The 17405-nt window shown below is 46.6% G+C and carries 19 protein-coding genes; 13 read left to right on the top strand and 6 right to left on the bottom strand.

The annotated features are described in order from the left end of the window. Positions 1–102: 102 nt before the first annotated feature. Together dnm_RS02740 and dnm_RS02745 are read left to right on the top strand one after the other, a co-directional pair. On the top strand, positions 103–1065 hold the full coding sequence (locus dnm_RS02740; protein WP_207681192.1) for a S1C family serine protease: 963 nt from the start codon (positions 103–105) through the stop codon (positions 1063–1065). 320 nt (positions 1066–1385) lie between these two features. Further along, positions 1386–1895: a hypothetical protein gene (locus dnm_RS02745; RefSeq protein ID WP_207681193.1), complete on the top strand. Its 510-nt coding sequence runs from the start codon at positions 1386–1388 to the stop codon at positions 1893–1895. Between the two features lie 195 nt (positions 1896–2090). Here the strand turns inward: dnm_RS02745 and dnm_RS02750 are convergent, their stop codons facing one another. The 3 genes from dnm_RS02750 to dnm_RS02760 form a co-directional block, all read right to left on the bottom strand. After that, positions 2091–2588: a YkvA family protein gene (locus dnm_RS02750; protein ID WP_207681194.1), complete on the bottom strand. Its 498-nt coding sequence runs from the start codon at positions 2586–2588 to the stop codon at positions 2091–2093. 272 nt (positions 2589–2860) lie between these two features. Further along, a complete protein-coding gene (locus dnm_RS02755) occupies positions 2861–3487 on the bottom strand; it encodes a class I SAM-dependent methyltransferase (protein WP_207681195.1) in 627 nt (208 codons plus the stop codon). A gap of 634 nt (positions 3488–4121) precedes the next feature. Next, positions 4122–4652 carry a hypothetical protein gene (locus dnm_RS02760; RefSeq protein WP_207681196.1) on the bottom strand — a complete coding sequence of 177 codons (531 nt, stop codon included), beginning with the start codon at positions 4650–4652 and terminating at the stop codon, positions 4122–4124. Between the two features lie 128 nt (positions 4653–4780). Here dnm_RS02760 and dnm_RS02765 point away from each other — a divergent pair, with 128 nt between their 5' ends. From dnm_RS02765 to dnm_RS02805, 9 genes are all read left to right on the top strand, one after another. Then, entirely contained in the window at positions 4781–5287 is a 507-nt protein-coding gene (locus dnm_RS02765; protein WP_207681197.1) for a hypothetical protein, read from the top strand. Positions 5288–5301: 14 nt separating this feature from the next. Next, positions 5302–5481 carry a hypothetical protein gene (locus dnm_RS02770; RefSeq protein WP_207681198.1) on the top strand — a complete coding sequence of 60 codons (180 nt, stop codon included), beginning with the start codon at positions 5302–5304 and terminating at the stop codon, positions 5479–5481. 384 nt (positions 5482–5865) lie between these two features. Beyond that, complete coding sequence (locus dnm_RS02775; RefSeq protein WP_207681199.1) at positions 5866–6303, top strand: helix-turn-helix domain-containing protein; 438 nt, start codon at positions 5866–5868, stop codon at positions 6301–6303. Beyond that, positions 6252–6878 (top strand): IS630 family transposase, encoded by a 627-nt coding sequence (locus tag dnm_RS02780; RefSeq protein WP_246556411.1) that lies wholly within the window; start codon positions 6252–6254, stop codon positions 6876–6878. Before dnm_RS02775 ends, dnm_RS02780 begins: the two co-directional genes overlap by 52 nt. A 155-nt stretch (positions 6879–7033) precedes the next feature. After that, positions 7034–7459 carry a hypothetical protein gene (locus dnm_RS02785; protein WP_207681200.1) on the top strand — a complete coding sequence of 142 codons (426 nt, stop codon included), beginning with the start codon at positions 7034–7036 and terminating at the stop codon, positions 7457–7459. A 133-nt stretch (positions 7460–7592) separates the two neighbouring features. Further along, positions 7593–8630, top strand: coding sequence for an FG-GAP repeat protein (locus dnm_RS02790; protein ID WP_207681201.1), 1038 nt, complete (start codon positions 7593–7595; stop codon positions 8628–8630). Next, positions 8608–9513, top strand: a complete 906-nt coding sequence (locus tag dnm_RS02795) for an FG-GAP repeat protein (RefSeq protein WP_207681202.1) — start codon at positions 8608–8610, stop codon at positions 9511–9513. The genes dnm_RS02790 and dnm_RS02795 overlap by 23 nt, the downstream gene beginning before the upstream one ends. Positions 9514–9952: 439 nt before the next feature. Next, positions 9953–10204, top strand: a complete 252-nt coding sequence (locus dnm_RS02800) for a hypothetical protein (protein WP_207681203.1) — start codon at positions 9953–9955, stop codon at positions 10202–10204. Positions 10205–10230: 26 nt separating this feature from the next. Further along, positions 10231–10407 carry a hypothetical protein gene (locus tag dnm_RS02805; protein ID WP_207681204.1) on the top strand — a complete coding sequence of 59 codons (177 nt, stop codon included), beginning with the start codon at positions 10231–10233 and terminating at the stop codon, positions 10405–10407. A gap of 93 nt (positions 10408–10500) precedes the next feature. On the opposite strand, the gene dnm_RS02810 is transcribed toward dnm_RS02805, so the two are convergent. After that, positions 10501–11397 carry a transposase gene (locus dnm_RS02810; protein ID WP_207681205.1) on the bottom strand — a complete coding sequence of 299 codons (897 nt, stop codon included), beginning with the start codon at positions 11395–11397 and terminating at the stop codon, positions 10501–10503. 297 nt (positions 11398–11694) lie between these two features. Between dnm_RS02810 and dnm_RS02815 the strand changes: the two genes are divergently transcribed. Further along, entirely contained in the window at positions 11695–11913 is a 219-nt protein-coding gene (locus tag dnm_RS02815; protein WP_207681206.1) for a hypothetical protein, read from the top strand. Here the strand turns inward: dnm_RS02815 and dnm_RS02820 are convergent. Together dnm_RS02820 and dnm_RS02825 are read right to left on the bottom strand one after the other, a co-directional pair. Continuing rightward, entirely contained in the window at positions 11910–12506 is a 597-nt protein-coding gene (locus tag dnm_RS02820) for a PKD domain-containing protein (RefSeq protein ID WP_207681207.1), read from the bottom strand. The two genes, dnm_RS02815 and dnm_RS02820, sit on opposite strands and share 4 nt — an antisense overlap. A 48-nt stretch (positions 12507–12554) precedes the next feature. After that, positions 12555–14516, bottom strand: coding sequence for a DUF4114 domain-containing protein (locus dnm_RS02825; protein WP_207681208.1), 1962 nt, complete (start codon positions 14514–14516; stop codon positions 12555–12557). 784 nt (positions 14517–15300) lie between these two features. Here dnm_RS02825 and dnm_RS02830 point away from each other — a divergent pair. Then, positions 15301–17379 carry a TonB-dependent receptor plug domain-containing protein gene (locus dnm_RS02830; RefSeq protein ID WP_207681209.1) on the top strand — a complete coding sequence of 693 codons (2079 nt, stop codon included), beginning with the start codon at positions 15301–15303 and terminating at the stop codon, positions 17377–17379. The last annotated feature ends 26 nt before the right edge of the window (positions 17380–17405 follow it).

A 17405-nucleotide genomic window follows, 5' to 3' on the forward strand; every position in this document is an offset into this window, starting at 1 on the left:
CGGATTTTCCAAATGCTCCACCTAATGAAAACAAAGGACAAAAAGGCAGAAAACCATCCGCCATGAGTCATAAAATTTGCGATTCAGATTAAAGGGGAACCAATGTCCAAAATGTTTATAAATTATGCTACATATATAGTCCTTATATTAGTGCTTGCTGCCCCGGGAAATGCTCATGAGATTGTTCTGAAAGACGGCAAAATTATAAAAACAAGGAGCTGCTGGGAAGAAAACGGGGCAATAAAATATGAAAGATACGGGGGCATTTTAACAATAGAGAAGAAACTTGTGGAAGAAGTGATATATTCTGAAGAAGAGCCAGTTGTCAGCCCTGTTAAAAAAAAGTTTGGCACCATACTGGAACAACAGGAGAAATTAAGAAAGGAAAGAACCCGTTCACTGGCTTCGGATGAAATATTTCGCTTATGCAAACCTGCTGTGGTTATCATAAAGTGCGGGGGGGCAGAAGGAACAGGTTTTTTTATAAGCGATGACGGATATATTCTTACCAACTACCATGTTATCCGCTCCCATTCTTCCATTGAAGTACATTTATCTTCTGATGAAGTCTATATTGCGAATATGATTTCAAGCACTGAAAAGCCTGACGCGGCTCTTTTGAAAATTGACAGAAACAATATGCCATATCTTGCGCTTGAGAAAAATACCATTCCTGAAGAGATCATAGGGAAAGAAGTTTTTGCTATTGGAAATCCCGGGGGACTGCAATTTTCTATAACCAGGGGAATTATCAGTCAGATAAGAACTATGGACGATGTCAAATACATACAAACAGACACCCCGCTTAATCCTGGTAACAGCGGGGGGCCGCTGATTAATAAGCTGGGAAATGTGGTGGGGATGAATACCCTTAAAAGAGCTTATAGCACTGGCCTGAATTTCGCTATTTCATCTGATTCTTTGTTTACTTGGGTTGAACAGTATTCAAAATTCGGAATTGTTCATTATGCCAAGCCAAGTCAGAACTCAGATGATGAGCCTCCGAGACCATCTCAGGAAGGTCCGGGGATATTTATCATACCTGTTCCGGGTCCGTCGTGGTAAGATCAGATGAATACTGTCCCGGATACACAACTGAATGAATTTATAAAAATAAAAAAGCATTAATACTAAGCATATCTTCATAACGAAAAATTTGGCATCAGCCTGTCTTTTGGTAGGATATAATAAAATATACAGATGATCAGCCAGGGTAAAATATAAAAAATTTTGGGTTTTGATTCCCTCTTAATTTTAAGGGAGAATTTTTTCAATATCAGGTACTGATTGCATAAATAAGTCCTGTCTTAAATATATCACCAACAGTTTTTCAGCAGTCGGTACTTAATCTTACTTACATTTTAATAAGGAGAAGGAGGGCTGTTATGAAAAAAATGATAGTATTATTTTTTCTGCTGCTTGGGGTCCCTTTGGTTGCCAGTGCTGAAAATCGGTACTTTGACCGCCAGGGAAACGAAATTTCGGAATCCGAATACAAAGCCACTGTTTGGAATTGGCGTAAGAATGTTCATCACAACAGAGAAAAAGAAAGCTATGTCAGATATCGTCAGTTTATGGAAGCACAACAGAAAAGAGAATGGATAAAAGTTGCTTCCGAAGACAATAAAAGCCCTGTTGCAGAGGAAAACAAATCAAAAACAGTGGTCTCTTCGGTTTCACTTCCGAAAAAAGAAGAAAAGGAAGAGGAAATGCCATACGATTCATTGGGCAGGCCTCTGAAAGATTCACAAGGCAGATTTATCACATATCCTGATACGTTAACGAATTCATCTTATGGAAGGTCATCCTCTTCTTTTTCAAGGTCAAGATCACGAGGAACAAATCTTATCATGTTCTTACCGTCCAGAAGCCACTTCTCTCCTTTTGGATGGTAAGATTGCACCACCTGTAAGTTAGGAATTTCCCCAAAAATAATCTGCCCGAAATGTAGGGTGGGTTCCGCTTCGCTGCACCCACCCTACATTCTCCTGAACCGGGTATATTATTTATTTTGAGTTCCCTTATCATGATCATCAGCAATATTCGGAGTAAACTTTCAAACACGATGCTGTCTTTTCAACGCGATATTTTCAGGCTTCATAATTCTCAGATTTTTTAATTGGTTCCTCTGTTTCTTCTGTTTCTCTTTTTTCTGATGAAAATTTTCCTTTCAGTTTTCTCCAAAGACCGCTTCCCACCATTTCATCAGCTCTTTCCAATATCTGACTGATAACCCTGAGAACATCCTCATCGCCTGCCCAATGTCTCTGAACAATTTCCTGACCGGATTTGTTGATAATACTGTTCAGGACATAAGCTGCCAGAACGATATCATCAGCATAGCCGACAGGTCCCAGAATCGCTTCAGGCAGCAGATCTATCGGTGAAATAAAATATGCAATGGCCCCGGCTAATTTTGCCTTATCTTCCAAAGGCGTGTCCTTGTCTGCAATGACCTTGCACAGAACATGGAAAAGATCCGGAGCAAAAAGCAAAAAGTCTGCCCACTTATAATTTTTTCCCTGATCCGTCTGAAGCCAGTCCCTAAGTGTTTTACGCAATTTCTGATAAAAATCGTCGTTATTCATCTCACCTCCTAATTTTCAAAAAATTATGAAGAAAGGTTTCAGGTGTTAAGAACTTAATGATCAAGTTTTTTTGTCGTTCCGTTCGACTGATCTCACATCGAAGCCTGCGAAAGCAGGCATCCAGCGATGCCGGAACCGTGGCATGGTCTAAAAATGGATTCCTGCTTTCGCAGGAATGACAAATTTTTTGTTCGAACCGGGTCAAAAAACTTGATCATCGGGTAAGAAGAAAAAAATTGAAAGTTCCGAGCGAACCTCTCACCCCTCCTCTCTCACCTGCTCTTCGCACTCATAAAAAACATCGGATATTCTCTGAGGTTTCCGTCCGCATCAGGCTTTTTCATGATGTGCATTCGGTATGCTTTTGTTACCTCAAAACCGGTTTCCTCAACAGTGTTTTTTAATTCCGATGTGTCAAAACCATTATGAACACTGGACTCATCTCCGTGAAATGACCCGTCTTCCGGCTCAAGATCACCGATACAAAAATACCCGCCCGGCTTCAGAAGCTTATGAAATCTGTCAAGGAGTTCTTTAATATCAGCCACATGATGAAGGGCCATCAGTGTATAAATCAGATCAAAATGCTGTTTTGGCAGTTCCAGGTTGAAAATATCTTCACAGTGTAGCTCCATATTGTTAATATTGTTATGCTTTATTTTCTGTTTTAAAACATCGAGCATTCCCTGTGATGTGTCTGTCATTATGAGTGACCGGACAGACGAATAAAAATTCATGCTTACCAGGCCCGTGCCGCAGCCGAATTCCAGCAGATTCATATCAGAAGACAAGGAAATATTTTTTCTGATTTCCTCTGTGAATATTCGGCAATTCTCATTTATGACCGGATGCTTGTCCCATTCTTTTGCCTTTTCGTCAAAGATTTCTGAACTATTCATTTAATTATCTCATTGGTTGTGCATAATGTTAGTATTGTCAAAAGAATACCAGAAAAACTGAACATTGTCCATTTGTTTGTTCTGAAAAGAGTTCTGTGTCCGGCTGGGTCGGATCAAAAAAACTTGAACATCGAGTGACAGTTATTTTAAAAAATATGCAAAAATTTACTTGGCATTAAAAAAATATTGATCATATAGGACAAATAATATCCTATTAATCTTCTTTATGGAAAAAAATAATGAAAATTACTCGGGCATCTGAATATGCAGTACGATGTATCTGGACAGTAGAAAGTTCTGCCTAGTAAATTGAGTAATTCATAAAAAGCATGGACAAATTTTTCAGAAAGATATATTATCATACATAACAAAATAAATTCAATTATAAAAGGATTGGACTTTGGACAAACGTATCCTGTTGCCTTCGGCGAAATTCTCCGGGCACAGTCAAATTTTTAGTTTTTTTGAAATAAATCCCGTTTCAGTGTGATCGGGAATGTTTTTTATTAGTTTTTTTTCCTTTTATGACCACCGGAAGGCTGTCACGTTTGCCGGGAGAGTAACCGGATTGTCTGCCGGGTGATTTACCACGGGGTTTGGGCAATTTGGCCGGTGTCCCAAACTCCTCAATAATTCAGGGTATGTCCCTCTGAACCATGGAAGGGGATGGCAATGTGGCTGAATCAGGCTCTTTGAAATCAGGAAGCCAGCGTTCCCAGGGATAGGGGATACGGTTAGCCAGGAATGCTGCTGTATAAAGGTTCACATAGGCAAGTCCTGCAATTTCCCACCAGTTCTCCTCGTGTTCGATTTCAGGTGTCTGGTAGGAAGCCATCAGGAGTCTGTTTTTTCCAAAACGGAAAAAATGTTCCAAATCATAGCGATGCCTGTATGCTTCATATGCATCGGTCAGTGTTATCTCCCCACGGCGCTGTCCGACAACGATCAGCCACAGGGGTCTTGCAAAAACCTTCTTTCCGTTCTTATCCCTTACAGTCACACACAGCAGGGTAAACGGATGATTGTGCATGGGAATGTCACGCTTTCCACGCATGAGCATGTCATACCATGCATCTATTGTTACTTGGCATTCACGCCCGTTTCTGAATGTGAAAGGTACGGTTTCAGATGCTTCAGGTTCAGGCCGGGTCAAAGGATTGTTCAATTTGAAAGGAGAACCGTACCATTTAGGATGCCCCTTTCTTTTGATAGAAAACGAATCTGAAGGCATCTGGTAAAACACCCGGTTGCCGCGTACCCGGACAATTTATCACCCGTGCGAAGAACAATTATGTGGGATACCTTGTTCCCGAAGACAGTTCGGAGAAGACTTTCCGGGAAAAAGACAAGGTGAGCCTCATAAAAGTTTTCGATTTCTCCGAGCGGTTCGGAGAAACAGAAGTGATGATCTCCGGAAACCTCGGAACCGTCAGATATTTTACATGGGATCTTTTGTGGAAACCGGTCGGAGACATCATCCGTTTTGTTTTTGTCATCGACGGAGACGACCGTTACATACTGATGTGTTCCGATCTGACACTCCCGGCCGGACAGATTGTCACGATTTATTGCTATCGTCCCAAGGTGGAAAGCATGTTTCGGACGCTGAAGCATCTCATCGGAGGATTTTGCTACCATTTTCGGACGAAAGCTTTTCCCGATGTCGGCAGGGGTGAGGATGTCCGATACTGTCGTCCTGATGAAAATGAAAGAAAAAATTTGATCTCACTCTCGAAGCCATCGAACGTTTTGTCAATCTTTCCGGAATCGCCCTCGGACTTCTTCAGTATCTTTCCCTGACCCGGGGTTCCGAGGTGCTGGAAAAATATGAGGGGTGGCTGAGAACAGCTTTCTCCGACTGTCCCTCGGAGGGGGTTGTGCGGAGTGTCATTCAGGCGGAGTTCCTGTCTTCTTCCTGCAAAGTTCCGGCTGACCGAACTTTGCGGATGATACGGGGGAGAGGTCGTGAGACTTCGTCCGACCTTGCCACATGACGCCATATATTGTAATCCTAAATGAATTGTAGAATTTTATTGACTTGTCTGGTGAAAACTGTCTGATTATAACGGGTTTAGGGGAGGGCACAACATCCTGAAATTACTATATGTCAGAATGGAAAATCTGTCCGTCACGGGGTTCCGGGAACCGGAAATTCAGGATATTTGTTTCCCCGGAAACCGACGTTTTCCGGGAATGTCCGTCCGGCTTCCTGTGAAAACGGAAGGTCGCGCACAGCCTCCCGAAATCGGAGCCTCCCCTAAATCCGTTATAATCAGAAAACTGTTAACCATATGAGATATAAAAGATATGAACGGCTCGGAGTTTCATAACAGCCGCTTTCTGACAAATAATGCGCCGGATAAGGAGGAAAAAGAGGGATGAACACATTGGATGATATAATCCGTATGGAAAAGGACGCGAGAGAAATTGTAAGGGCAATGGCGGTGAAAATGATTCTGCATGGTTTCGAAGTCGGAGATATCAAAGCACTGCTGAATGTCTCGGATTCCTTTGTGAGCAAGTGGAAAGGTGTGTATGAGGAAAAGGGGGCTCAGGGGCTGACTTTGGGATACAAAGGCAGCGAGGGCTATCTGACCGATGTTCAGCGAAAGGAGGTGATTTCGTTTCTGAGGAGCAAAATGACCTATACTCCTGATGAACTCAGAGATTATCTTGAATCCGGGTACGGCGTGCTTTACAAATCGAAGCAGTCGTATTATGACCTGCTTCATGAAGGAGGAATAAACTGGAAAAAAACGAAAAAATCAATCCGAAACGGGATGATGAGGAGGTCGCCGCCCGGCGGCAGTTCATAATGAGTAGGATCGGAGAGTCCGAGGAGGAAATTCGGGAAGGCGGCGTCGTGGTCCTGATGGAGGACGAATGCCATCTCCTGTGGGGCGACACGTCGGGGTACATATGGGGCAGAAAAAATGAGAAGGTCGGAGTGCCGATGACCAATGAGCGGGAACGTCAGACATATTACGGTGCGGTGAATGTTCTGACCGGCGAGTTCCATGTTTTGCCATATGATATCGGAAACGGGGCGAACACTGTGTCCTTTGTGAGACGTCTGGAAGAAATTTATGAGGGGTCGAGAATCATACTGATATGGGACGGAGCGACTTATCACAAATATGGCGAGATGCGACGGTATCTGGAGGAATCCGACGGGGGACTGAATGAGAAGGATTGGAAAGTCACCTGCATGCTGTTTCCTCCGTATGCTCCGGATCAGAATCCCGTTGAAGAAATTTGGAGAAAAGGAAAGAATTTTCTGAGAAGGCATTTTTATGAGAACAAAACATTCGGAGACGTAAAAGAAAGCTTTTTAAATTTCCTGACGGAGCAAATTTTCAGTTTTCCGAAATTAGAAGCGTACATCTCCTAATTTCACAACTCATTTAGGATTACAATATATAGTTATAAACATATTACTGTCCGGTTGTGAATTACTTAGTTTACTAGCCAGAACTTTCTACTATCCAGTTACTGGACGAATTTGAAAGTAATGACTACTACAAAGTATTTCACCGGGGTTTCATATTGGACGAGAAGTGTTTCGAAGATTATGCCACGAAGCTTCTCCCCCGTGCCGTAGAACATTCGGCGGACCTGCTGGATTATTTCTTCCGGGGCCGCCTGGAAATAACCCTTCCCGACTCGGGAGCCTATTCGGTCATACCATGTCCGGAGTCCCTGGATGAAGCTGTCGGTTTTCATAAAATCACGCTCCGTGCCGAAAATGTCTCGCTTTATGACGAGGAAATGACAGGCGGAAAACTCACGGTTGTTTTAAAATACAGGCTGTCGAAGGGCAATCCGTTTCAGAACTCCCCGCCTCCCACTTCCGAGGAATTTTATTATGTCACCGGGAAAACAGCGGACGGACTTGTTGTTCCGAGGAACTCGCCCGGGACATTTGAAATCCCTCTGAGCGGGTCCGTCCCTCTGTGGGCCACTCCACGTTAATCCATATAATAAAGCCGTATCCCGAAGGCGGATCATCCTGTCCGCTTCCGGCTTATGATCACTGATGACAGGGAGATGAGCATGTACAGAATTCTTTATTACGTTTTTTCTCACCGTTTACGGCACAGGGCCGGTGACAATAACGAAAACTGTCCCGCCTCCGGAGATCGTCACCTTCACGGCGGACCCGGAAACGATAACTGCCGGTGAGAGCAGCGTCCTGACATGGGAGACTGCCAATGCCGACAGTGTGAGCATTGATCAGGGGATCGGCAGTGTAAGTGTGAGCGGCTCACTGACAGCACAGCCCTCTGAGACAACGACCTATACGCTCACAGCTTCCTGCCCCGGAGGCACATCAACCCGAAGCATCATAATAACAGTAAGTTATCCTTTTCCTACTGTTACAACAGGTGCCGATCCTGTGACGATTCAGTCCGGCGAGTCGTCAGTACTGACATGGACTTCGACCGATGCGGAATCCTGTTCAATCACCCCTGATATCGGCAATGTTGATTTAAACGGTTCTGTCACAATATCGCCGACAGAAACAACAACATACACTGTCACTGCCACCGGCCCCGGCGGCACGGCTGCTGCCAATGTCGAAGTGGAGGTGATCTTTCCTCTGTCCGTCACGGTTATTGAACCGGACGGTGCTAGCGATATCACTCACAGAAACTTTAGGATACAATGGACCGATGTCAGTCCGGATAGCGGGACTGTGTCAGTTTCTCTCTTCTATGATACGGATAACAGCGGTGAAGACGGAACATTGATTGTAAGCGGTCTGAGCAAGGCTCCGGCAGCTTCCTGCGGTGAATACGTCTGGAATACGGCAGAGATACCCGAAGGAGCATATTATGTGTATGCTGTGATTAACGACGGAGTGAGTGAGGCGACACACTACAGCGAAGGAATGCTGACAGTTGATCATACGACTTTTTCTAATGAAATCAAGGTCACAGCCAGTGATGCGGCAGAATCTGATTTTTTTGGAGGTTCCGTAGCCATCAGCGGAGACTATGCTGTTGTCGGAAGTCTGAATGACAGTTGCGATACATATATATTCAGGCGTGAAGGCACGGAATGGGTTGATCAGACCAAACTGGGCAAATCCGGAAATTCTGTAGCCATCAGCGGCGATTATGCTATCGTGGGGGGACTCTGATTATTCTTATTCAGGCACTGCATATATATTCAGGCGTGAAGGCACAGAATGGGTTGAAAAGGCCAGACTCGTCGGCAGTGATGCCGAAGAATGTGACTATTTCGGAAGTTCTGTTGCCATCAGTGGTGACTACGCCATTGTAGGCGCACCTGAAGGTCCCGGTATCACGACTGACGGAGCAGCCTACATATTCAGACGTGACGGTGACACATGGACCGAGGAAGCCAAGCTTGACACCTATGAACAGACAGGTGAAAAATATTTCGGACGGTCTGTGGCCATCAGCGGAGACTATGCTGTTGTAAGTTCCCACCTTGATTTTCGTTGGGGTTGCCAGGGCGGTCCTCATGTTTACTCAGGCAAAGTATATATTTACAAGCGTGAGGGGACGGAATGGAGACGGAAGAATAGTCTCAGAACTTACTCGGGTTATAACCATCAAATCACAGATAACTTTGGCTGTTCCCTGGCTATAAGCGGTGACTGCCTTGTCGCAGGGGCAGGGGCAAGGGTTTCCGGCCGTCTCAGATATGAATACGACAATCCAGGTGCGGCACACGTTTACAGGCATGACGGCTCGGACTGGATTAAGGAAGCCGTACTCACCGCCACTGATCCGAAAGGACGCGACCTTTTTGGAAACTCCGTCTCCCTGAACGGTGACCATATTGTTGTGGGATCTCCCGGCGGGGATGGCAATTCAGAGGAAGTCTGGATTTTTAAACACAACGGATCAGAGTGGTCTCCATATGCCAGATGCAAAGCCAGTGACGCTGAAAAATATGATGATTTCGGAATATCTGTGTCCGTCAGCGGCGGCTACTTCATTGTGGGAGCTTCCCGTGATGAGGGCGCATTCCCATTTTCCCGGTCAGCCCTGTAACTATCTGATTTATAACGATTCAGTTTTATAATCGTTTTAAGGGCAGATCAGTTAAATCAGTCGGTTGCATAATATACCGGGAAAATGGGAATGCGCCCCGTGATGATGACTACGGAGGCAGCTCCGGTTCGGCTTATAGAGCTTACGCATAAACTCAAATTTCGTATGAAATTCAAAATAATATAATAAAAAATTCTTCACATTTTTTGTAAAACATGGTATTGTAATTGTCCTCCGAATTAATGCGAGGACATCCCTGAATATAATGAATGAGTAAAAAAATATTCTGCTATTTCAGGAAGTAGAATTTTTAATCATTGACATCTCCGCTTTCCGGTGCTATATACAGATATATCTGTCTCGGAAGTTCTGAGAAACAGATTTTACAAAACTGACCGGCCAGAAGCTTCGCTTCAGAATCATTACCGAGGAGAAAAAAATGATGCTGTTTACGTCCCCGGCTGTCCCGGTTATCGAACAGATTCCGCTTATTCATATGATAAATGAGGACGATCAGATACTTCTGAACTGGGCTGATGAAAATGTCACAAACCGGGCTGCCAATTGTGATCCCGTTTTTATTCCGCACATTTTTTATTACTTAAAAATCAGCCGCTTAAAAAAAACAGGGAACAGAAACGGGATCAGCTTTTTAATAGCATCTGCAACATTTTCATCACCCCACTTCTGAACTCTCCCGAAGGAGAGTGGTTCAGGATGCTGAATTTTTTCCCGTGGGAGTATTACAGGGAACTGGCAGCGCACTGTTACGATGCGCTGTACGATTTCAACCGCTCCGCATCCGGGATCCCGGACAGAACTGACGAATCCGAAGAATCGGAAGAGGAGGCAGAACTGAGACTTCTTTCCGGACGTGCCACTGTTAATAACTAAAGTCTCATCCAATTTTTATTCTACCTTTTTGTTATCAGGGAGTTACAGAACGTATTTCAGGGCTTTTTTATGCAAGTTATTGAAAATAAATCATTATATGTCGTGAAGTTCCCGTGCGATGAGTCTGACCGCCCGTCGGAAACTTGTTTTCCGGGAACACTGACGGCGGAAAAGAGCGACGATGAGACCCGCCATGTCGACACAGGAGAGATGGGAGCGCACCGACGCCGCCTTCCGAAACTTGGATTTTCCAAACATAAGATATTGCTTGTAATATTTGAAACACATTTCAATTTCCCATCGTTCCTTATACGCCTTGTGAATTCTCACCGCATTGTAAAATTTTTTGTTGCATATGAGAACGTCGTGAACAATTTTTCCGTTCCTCAGTATGCGGCGGCGTATTACGAGAACCACTTCTCCGTAAACATGATGCCGTGCGGATATTCTCTGATAGCAGTGGCCTGCTTCCGAATAATTCCATTGGCGGTTCTCCGTTTTTCCGACAATTTCGTTCGGTGTCAGCAGATCGCCTCCGAATTCGAATTTGTGCCTGTTGCCGGGTCTGGTCACGATGCGAAGTCCGGCGGCCTCCGCGGCCGTCATAACTTTCTGAACACAGAAGGCGCTGTCGGCGAGAAATTCCGCCTCTCCGAGGCTCGCTTCCCGTCTGTCGCACTCTTTTTTCAGAAGATTAATCTCATCCCGTGCGATGTCATTTTTCGAACGGTGATCAGGGTGTCCCTTCGGAAACCACATGACAAAGGACAGAGGAATCACCGTGTCGCCGGAAACAGCAAGGAGCAGGACATAGTCATGGCCGATGATGTGCCGATTTTTGCCATTGTCGAACAGTTTCTTTATAAATCCGATACATTTTCCGAACTTCTCAGATTTCGTGTCATCGGCGATAATTCTGACTCTCCGCCGGCTTTTTCCCGTCTCGTCGGAACATTCGAATTCTTCGGGGAATTCGAAAAACACAGGCATGCTAAGCATGTGAAGCAGTTTTTCAAACGCATGCGGATACCGAAAGAGAATTTCATAAAATTTCCGAAGTTCCTTACCATATTTCTCAATGAGGTCGTTAAGAGTGTCCTCTTCCGTGAAAGGGAGAAGGATGATGACCCACAGCCACTGCCAGAGATGATCTCATTCACAACGCCCGTGCCCACCTCTGTGACACGGAGTATGAGTGTGTGATCTCCGGGTTCCGTGTATGTATGAACGGTGTCCGTCTGGTCCGAGGTATGGGTCCCGTCTCCGAGAAAATCCTATTGGCAGGATATGCCTTGGGAAAGGAAGGCTGAGAAGGAAATCTCCTGGTTCTGCACGAGACTTCCGCTGATGAGTGGTGTGACATCCAGGGCCGTGCCTTGGGCAGTTGCCGTGACCACGACGATGGCAACGCCGCTGTCTGTGAAATTGTCATTCACCACAAGCCGCGCACGATATTCGCCGATACGGTCGGCTGTGAAAGAAGGTGTCGCCGAGGTGGCATCCTAAATCGCTGCCGTGCTCCCTTCCGGGACATGGGGCAGAGTCCATTTGTAAGTCAGCGGATCCTTATCAGCGTCATATGACCCGGTTCCGTCCGGCATGACGGTCTCCCCGTAAGTCACGGTCTGTTCGGAACCCGCATCCGTCACAGGAGCGTGATTCTGAAAACCGAAGGCGATCACCGCCGTGTTGTTGTCCTCATTCGACTCGCTGACTTTTCCCCTTCCCTCTTTGTCCTGGTCCGCCACAACATAAACCGCATGAATGCCCCTGGGCGGGTCCTCCCATCGGAAGGAAACAGTCTCGTAACCGCCCGGCTCCAACTGCTCCCCGGACAGAACCGTTCCGAGGCGTGAAGTTCCGTTCTCCCCGGGCTTTCCGTCGTAAAAGGAGACAGGAGTGCCCGGACGGACGTGAAAGACACCGCCGTTGCCCAGCCTTCCTGTGACTGTCACGGCATCAGAGGCAATTTCCGTCCGGAGATGCGACATGGTGAGGTCAACGCATCCCCGATCATTCAGCATGGCGTTCCGGCGGTAGCTGTTGTGAACATCCCAGCTGTTCTCCTCAAACTGCGGAATCGTGCCGTCGTCGTTCACGTTGGTGATGTGGTACGAATGCTGGTTCCATATCTTGCGGGTGTTGACCTATATGTCATTTTTGTCGCCGAAAACAAATATTCCGTGATTCGGCCCGCCCAGATAATCATTGTTGGCTGCCACGACGATCTCTGCATTGTTATCGTTATCCACATCGGCTATGACCGGAAGCTCATGTCCTGTTCCTGACCCGACACATATTTCTTTCACTGTTGTCAGAACTTCCGAATCATCCGCAATCCGATAAATCCGAAGATACAATTCGTCCGCATAAACAATTTCAGCAACTCCATCGCCTTCAAAATCGAAAACTGAGGAACCGGTGGAACCGGATGTCTTGTCTCTGATGTTAGCATAGCGGCTGAAAGTTCCGTCGGCTTCAAACACTGCATATTTTGAAGCACCTGCCACACCGATCTCCGCGTCACCGTCTCCGTCAAAGTCGGCAATCGTGGGCTGAACTCCGTATCTTCCTATACTGCCTCCTTCTGCCGTATCTAATTCAAAAGGTCCCCACTTCGAGAAGGCAAAAATCCGGTTGTCGGCAAAGAGGAGAGGAACACTGATATCATTAAAAGTGACCGTCACGGTCTCCCCGCTTCCGGGACCGTCCGTGACTTCCGCAACTCCGATGATCTGACCCGCGGACGCGTCAAAAGCCTCATCAGCGTCCGTGTCCTCAAAAAGCGTGACGCTGTAAGTCCCCGCCGGAGCCGTTTTTCCGATGTTGGTGATATCCACAGCCACTTTTCCGGTGAGCTTTGGCTCCCTGATATCAGTGTTCGTGCCGGAGAGGTCAGCCTTTGAAACTGTCATATCCGTGTCCTGCGGCGCATTGTCGGCTTCGAACACCACCTCGATGGTATGCCCCGCAGTCACCTCGGAAAAGGTGTGATCAGCGACCTGTCCCGCGGACACGCCGTCGGCAAGCACATCGGCCACATGCCAGCCGGTGCCGGGCGTGAACGTGAAGGTCTGCTCTCCCCCGAGCGCCGCGGCAACTTTGCCGGAGGGGCTGACGGTTCCGTGTTCCCCTGCCGACGCCGTGATGATCACATAGTCCGCTTCCGGCTCCCCGATGACCACCGTGAGACCGTCCGAGAGCGAGACCTCCGATTCCAGGGGCAGGTCCGCCACGATTCCGACTGTCTCCGAATCGGACGATATCTCGCCCTCTGCCACATATGAGACCGCTGTCAGAGCGCAGGTTCCGGAATCATCGGCATCCAGCCTGATACCGGCGATGTCCGTTCCGGGAACAGATATCGTCTGTTCTCCTTGGGAGCCGGTTTCGAGAACCGCTACGGTGATGCCGCATCCTGTGAGCATGCCGCATTCTCTTCCCTCGGCATCATACACTGTGACACGGCACGGGGCCGTCACACTCACGGATATCCACGGACCTCCGTCCGTCACGGACGGGGCGTCGGCATGCTCCGTGATCTCCTTTCCTTTGCCGTCCGGGGATGCCGGCCAGTTTTCCTCTCCCGGAGCCGGCAGCGATCCGAGAGGAGGAACCTCTCCTCCGGACACGGTCACGGAAACGAATCTCGGAATGAGTCCCGATGGCTCCCCGATCTGAAACACGATATCCTGATAATCCCTGTCGCTGTCCGGGAGATCAATATCCTCGAAGACCAGGGCGGCACCCCCGGCATTCACATCCGCGATCTGTCCGACCCGCATTCCGTAACTGTCATTGCCCGGGGCAAGCGAGAACAGAGGACGTATGCCGGGGTCGGCCGAGGACGGACTGTCATAAAAATCCTGCAATGCCGCGTCCGGTGTCAGGATCAGGGCGAACCTGTCCCCGGGTGTCATCTCAAAATGTTTCAGACCCATGTAAGGTCCGCTGTTCCGGTCATCATGCTCCCCGGAGAGCGCGCCCCGGAACCGCACCCCCTCCGTGATGTCGGAGAATACCACATGGCCCTCGGGACTGTCCGAGACGGCCCGCCTGGCGGACTCTTCCGCGAACAGGGCCGGATCAGAAAGGAGACCGCCCGGCACTGAGGGATTTTAATGAAACAAATTTCCTGTGTCCCTGTTTCCGCATGATTATTTTTCCTTTCTTATAATTTTTTAAATAATTATCAAATCAATGGTTCGGACAATTTTTTATAATATATTGTTTTCATTAGGATTTATATATTTTGACTTTAAAATTTTAAATTATTTAAATTCAATAGGTTACAGTTGTAAAACTTCCTAATTCGCAAAAACTGTCCGAATTATTATCAAATAAATATCTGTAATATAAATTATAAAGAAGCATTTTTTATAAGATAATTCTATAAAAATCAAGATCGAAATTTTTCCTATATCGCACTTTTTTGCCCCGAGAAAAGCGATATAGGCCCGATTTCAACCCAAAATAAGCAGGTAATTCGTCTGATATTAAATATTTGTCACGGCCCTGCCCCATCCCCGACCCCGAACGAATCCGGAGTGCAAAAATTATATTTTTGCGCCTGCGAAAAAGTATTTTTCGCACTCCGGAGAACGGAGAAAATACCGGAAAATCCGCTTACTCTTAACTCAACAGCTTTGCCTCCACCCCCCCTCGACTTACTTACAAAAAAAACAATTATGGCTTTGACAAACCGTTTCTTGTCAGCTATTCTTAACAGATCGAAAATATCTCGGAATAAAAGATTATCTAAGATGTTGTTTTAAGAATTCTTTAACAACGGCATATTTGCAGCGTGTAGGGTGTTTAAAAAGTCCCATAGGAGATGGCCATATTTGTAGCAGTTCAAACATCCTCTGATGACAAAAAAGGAGATATCTGACAATGAAATATTTAAAGACAATCGTTCGGATGATTTTAATGGTATGTATTTTTATATTCGGATCCGCATCTGGCGGGTTTTGCCAGGACATATTCTCTGACAAGGAAGCAGAAAGAGCGTTGGATGAGGAACTCAGATGGCTCAGGACGGAAGCCGTGGTGTTCACGGAAATTGCCACCAAAACCAAAGTGGATGCTGACCTTGCCCCCGGAATGGTGACAGTGCTGGACGGAACCTATTTGGAGAACATGGGGACGCGGACTGTCGGAGAAGCACTGACCTTAGTGCCGGGTCTGGACCTGATGACCACAGCAGGCTCTGCTGTCATCAGGGGATTTCCCAAAGTCCTCGGATCCGGCAAAGTAAAGATCATGCTGAACCACATCCCGGTAAACTCGGCCAGTGAGAATGAAGCTCTTCCCATTTATTTTATTCCCGTGGGACAGATCAGCCGCATCGAAGTCATCCGGGGACCCGGTTCCGCGTTATATGGAAAATCTGCTTATTCAGGTGTCATTAACGTCATCACACAAAAGAAGGGAAACCGTATCTACGGACAATACGGCAGTTTTGATACCTGTTATGGAGGCTTTCTGACCTCATACGCCAATCCTGAAAAAAATTTTCATATCAGCCTGAATCTCGCGGGCTGGAAAAAAGGCCGGACAGATGTCGAGGTTGGTTCCGATACCTTCGGAAGTCCCGGGGGTCCCATAAATGACGCTCGTAAATCTCCTACGGGGGTATTTACCGCGGAATACAGAGACTTTTCTTTGCTTGCACAATGGACTTCCACCAGTTGGGGAGACACTTACGGCACAGCGGGTTCATATCCGGAACTGAACGACCGGTTCACAAAAAAAGAAAGGACATGGCAGGCACAGGCAGTCTGGGATTCCGAGCTTTCGGAATCGCTCAACTTAAAGCTGAATCTCGGCGTAAAGGAATATCTTTTTGAAGGTGACCGCATGTGGATATTCCCGGCCGGGGTTATGAATTCATCCGGAACCGAGATGCTGGCAAGTCCTTACTATGATGAACGGACTCTGTACGGCAGCCTTAATGTTCACTGGAAAGGATGGAAAGGCCATCATCTCCTTGCAGGCGTTGAGTATGAAAGAAACAGCCTGACAGATGCGGGGCAGAAGCTGAATTACGACCCGGTGACTTTCGAGGCGGTTCCGTATCAGAATTTTACAGGAGAGAAGAACTGGCTTGAGGAAGATAAAAGCCGCGATATCTTCGGCGCGCTGATTCAGGAACAGTTCGAAGTAACAGACTGGCTCACCATCAACGGAGCCTTGCGATATGATATCTATTATGATGATGACAGCGACACATATGAGAATTATGATGATACCAAAGACAGGTTTACGCCCAGACTCGCAACCGTATTCAAAGCATCTGATCATCATATTTTCAAGCTTCAATATGCGGAAGCCTTCCGCTCTCCGGGTTTTTTTGAAATGTACAGCAAGAATAATCCGGTGGCGAATGGAAATCCGGATGTATCTTTCGAAGTTATCAGAACTTATGAGATGGAATATATCTTCAGAACCGCTCCCTTTGTCAGCAGATTTACCTTGTTCAAATCAGAGCTGGAAGATCTGATTATCACCCGAAACACGCAGTATACTAACAGCGGAGGTGCGGAAATAAAAGGAGCGGAAATAGAATTCAAGTGGCACATTCTTCCTTTTCTTACAGCAGACAGCAATCTTTCTTATATGGATACCAAAGATAATGAAACTGGCGATCCCCTTCCGGTGACTTCGGAGTGGCTTGGCAATATCGGACTTGCCTGCCAGCCTGCAAAGGACTGGTCATTGTTTCTCCGATACCGGCATGTGGGCAAACGGTCCAGAATTAAGAATGATCCCTTTTTTCGAGCAAGTCTCAAGGGCTATGATACTTTTGATGTTACAACCCGTGTTGAAAATATTTTTACACAAGGGCTTGATCTTCTCGCAGGTGTGAAAAACCTGTCTGATGACGATACTCGATATCCCTCCAGAGATTATCCCGAAGATATATCACAGACAGGGCGGGAATGGTGGGTTCAGATATCTTATGAGTTCTGAGCCGTTCAAAATGTAGGGTGGGAGGA

Origin of the sequence: Desulfonema magnum (assembly GCF_017377395.1) — a bacterium.
In the GTDB taxonomy this organism is placed as follows: Bacteria; Desulfobacterota; Desulfobacteria; order Desulfobacterales; family 4be13; genus Desulfonema_C; species Desulfonema_C magnum.

Bases quoted from the DNA above. Each gene is read 5' to 3' on its own strand.
- dnm_RS02740 (WP_207681192.1), top strand. From the start codon at position 103: ATGTCCAAAATGTTTATAAATTATGCTACATATATAGTCCTTATATTA.
- dnm_RS02745 (WP_207681193.1), top strand. From the start codon at position 1,386: ATGAAAAAAATGATAGTATTATTTTTTCTGCTGCTTGGGGTCCCTTTG.
- dnm_RS02750 (WP_207681194.1), bottom strand. From the start codon at position 2,588: ATGAATAACGACGATTTTTATCAGAAATTGCGTAAAACACTTAGGGAC.
- dnm_RS02755 (WP_207681195.1), bottom strand. From the start codon at position 3,487: ATGAATAGTTCAGAAATCTTTGACGAAAAGGCAAAAGAATGGGACAAG.
- dnm_RS02775 (WP_207681199.1), top strand. From the start codon at position 5,866: ATGAACACATTGGATGATATAATCCGTATGGAAAAGGACGCGAGAGAA.
- dnm_RS02795 (WP_207681202.1), top strand. From the start codon at position 8,608: ATGCTATCGTGGGGGGACTCTGATTATTCTTATTCAGGCACTGCATAT.
- dnm_RS02800 (WP_207681203.1), top strand. From the start codon at position 9,953: ATGATGCTGTTTACGTCCCCGGCTGTCCCGGTTATCGAACAGATTCCG.
- dnm_RS02805 (WP_207681204.1), top strand. From the start codon at position 10,231: ATGCTGAATTTTTTCCCGTGGGAGTATTACAGGGAACTGGCAGCGCAC.
- dnm_RS02810 (WP_207681205.1), bottom strand. From the start codon at position 11,397: ATGCCTGTGTTTTTCGAATTCCCCGAAGAATTCGAATGTTCCGACGAG.
- dnm_RS02815 (WP_207681206.1), top strand. From the start codon at position 11,695: ATGCCTTGGGAAAGGAAGGCTGAGAAGGAAATCTCCTGGTTCTGCACG.
- dnm_RS02830 (WP_207681209.1), top strand. From the start codon at position 15,301: ATGAAATATTTAAAGACAATCGTTCGGATGATTTTAATGGTATGTATT.